At 70.0% G+C, this 2,132-nt stretch carries 2 protein-coding genes; both read right to left on the bottom strand.

Annotation, left to right across the window (positions count from 1 at the left end):
- A partial coding sequence (locus AC1DU6_RS28705) for an amidohydrolase family protein (protein ID WP_477861303.1) occupies positions 1-450 on the bottom strand: 450 nt, incomplete at its 3' end.
- 1 nt (position 451) lies between these two features.
- Positions 452-2,132, bottom strand: a 1,681-nt coding sequence (locus tag AC1DU6_RS28700; protein ID WP_477861301.1) for an amidohydrolase, incomplete at its 5' end; no start/stop codon positions are given.

Genomic DNA, 2,132 nt, shown 5'->3' with positions numbered 1-2,132 from the left:
GGTGCGGCCGGCCTCGGGCACGGACAGCGCGGCCAGCACGCCGCCGCCGCGCGTGATGGGCAGCAGCTCGCTGTCGGCATTGAAGGCGACCAGGGCGCGGGCATTCGGGTTCAGCGGCCCGGTCTCGACGCTGTCCATCGAGGCGTTGACCGAGCGGATCTCCGCCAGGCCCAGGCTGGTGTTGGCCGCCACCATGCCGGGGTAGAGATGCCGGCCGCCCAGATCGACGGTCTTGGCGCCAGCGGGCGCGGCCAGCTCGGTGCCACCGATCGCGCGGATCTTGCCGGCCTCGATGAGCAGGCTGCCGTTGGCGATGACCGGGCCGCTGACCGGGTGGATGACGGCATTGCGCAGCAGCAGCGGTTCGCGCTGTGGCGGGGGTGGCGTGTTGGGCGTGGCTTGGGCGGTGAAGGCGGCAGCCAGCAGGGCCGTGATGAGTGCGAGCTTCATGTCAGTACGCGTCCACGGTGCATTCATGCCAGGCGTCACCGCCGAAATAGCTTTGGCGATCACGGTTGGCCTCATGCAGCCAGCGTTGCAATTCGAGCTGGTCCAGCGCTGCGGCCAGCGGTGTGGCCGGCCGCCCCTCGGGCGGCGCGGCGGCTTTGGCGCGCTCGGGTATCGCTAGCGCCACGAGGCGGGCGCGCTCGGCGCTATCACGCTCGCGCAGCTGCGTGTCCTCGCCGCGGTCGAAGTAGCGCCGCCCGTCGATCCAGGTCTGCTCGGCGCGTGCCGCGCTCGACAGCGGGCTTGCGCTCCAGATGACGAAGTCGGCGTCCTTGCCCACTTCCAGCGAGCCGACGCGCCTGTCGATGCGCAACTGCTTGGCCGAGTTGATGGTCACGAACTTCAGCGCCTCGGCCTCGCTCATCCCCCAGGCCTTGCCGCCATAGCGCAGCGCCTTGGCCGCCTCGGTGTTGAGGCGGCGCGCCAGCTCGTCGCTGTCGGAGTTGAAGCTGGTCAGCACACCCGCCTTCTGCGTCATCGCGCCGCTGTAGGGAATGGCGTCCTGCACCTCGACCTTGTAGCCCCACCAGTCCGAGAAGCCGGAGGCGCCGGCGCCCAGCGCCGCGATCTCGGGCGCGACCTTGTAGGCCTCCAGCACATGCTGGAAGGTGGCGACCTCCAGGCCGAAGTCCTTGGCCAGGGCYACGAACATCAGGATCTCGTCGGCGCGGTAGCTGTGGATGTGGATGACGCGCTTGCGTTCCAGCAACTCGACCAGCGTGTCCATCTGCAGGTCGCGGCGCGTGTTCGGGTCGGCCTTGCGCCGCTCGCGGTAGGCCTGCGCAGCCAGGAAGGCGTCGCGCATGACCTGCTCGACACCCATGCGCGTCGTCGGATAGCGCGGGTCGCCGTCGTTGGGGGGAAAGTTGGCGCGCTTGACGTTCTCGCCGAGCGCGAACTTGATGCCGGGGCGTGCGCCTTCGAACTTCAGGCCTTCCGCATCCAGCCCCCAGCGCAGCTTGATGACCTGATTCTGGCCGCCGATGGCATTGGCCGAGCCGTGCAGCAAGTTGGCGCTGGTCACGCCGCCGGCAAGCTGACGGTAGAGGCTGATGTCGGTGGCGTCGACCACATCGCCAACGCGCACCTCAGCCGTCACCGAATGCGCGAACTCGTTGGTGCCGCGGTTGATGGCGGTGTGCGAGTGGGCATCGATGAGGCCGGGCGTCAGGTGCTTGCCTGCAGCGTCGATGACGACGGCGCCAGCAGGCGCTGCCAGACCCTTGCCGATGGCAGCGATGCGGCCGTCGCGCGCCAGCAGATCGGTGGCTTCGAGATTGCCGGCAGCGGCACTGGTCCAGACCGTCGCGTTGCGCACCAGCACGACGGCCGGGCGCTCGGGTGGCGCCGTGCGGCCGAAGACGCCCGCCGGGAACGTGGCAGGCGACAGGGGCGGTGGGGCGACAACCTGGGCCACAGGCGGCTGGTAGGGCACGATGCGCGTGGCCGTCCAGGGCTGGCTGCGGCCATCGGCCAGCGTCATCGCGCCGGCCATTGACGGGCCACGGCCCTCCAGGCGCAGGCTTTCCTTCGCGCCGACCTCGCAGGGCCAGCGCAACAGCAGTTCGCGGCCGCGTTGCTGCAGCTCGCAGGTCTTGCCATCGACCTGCAGCGTGGGTTTGGCC

The organism is Roseateles sp. P5_B10, assembly GCF_056400485.1.
Note: the sequence above shows the minus strand (reverse complement) of the source record. Positions and strands in the feature narration are given on the sequence as shown.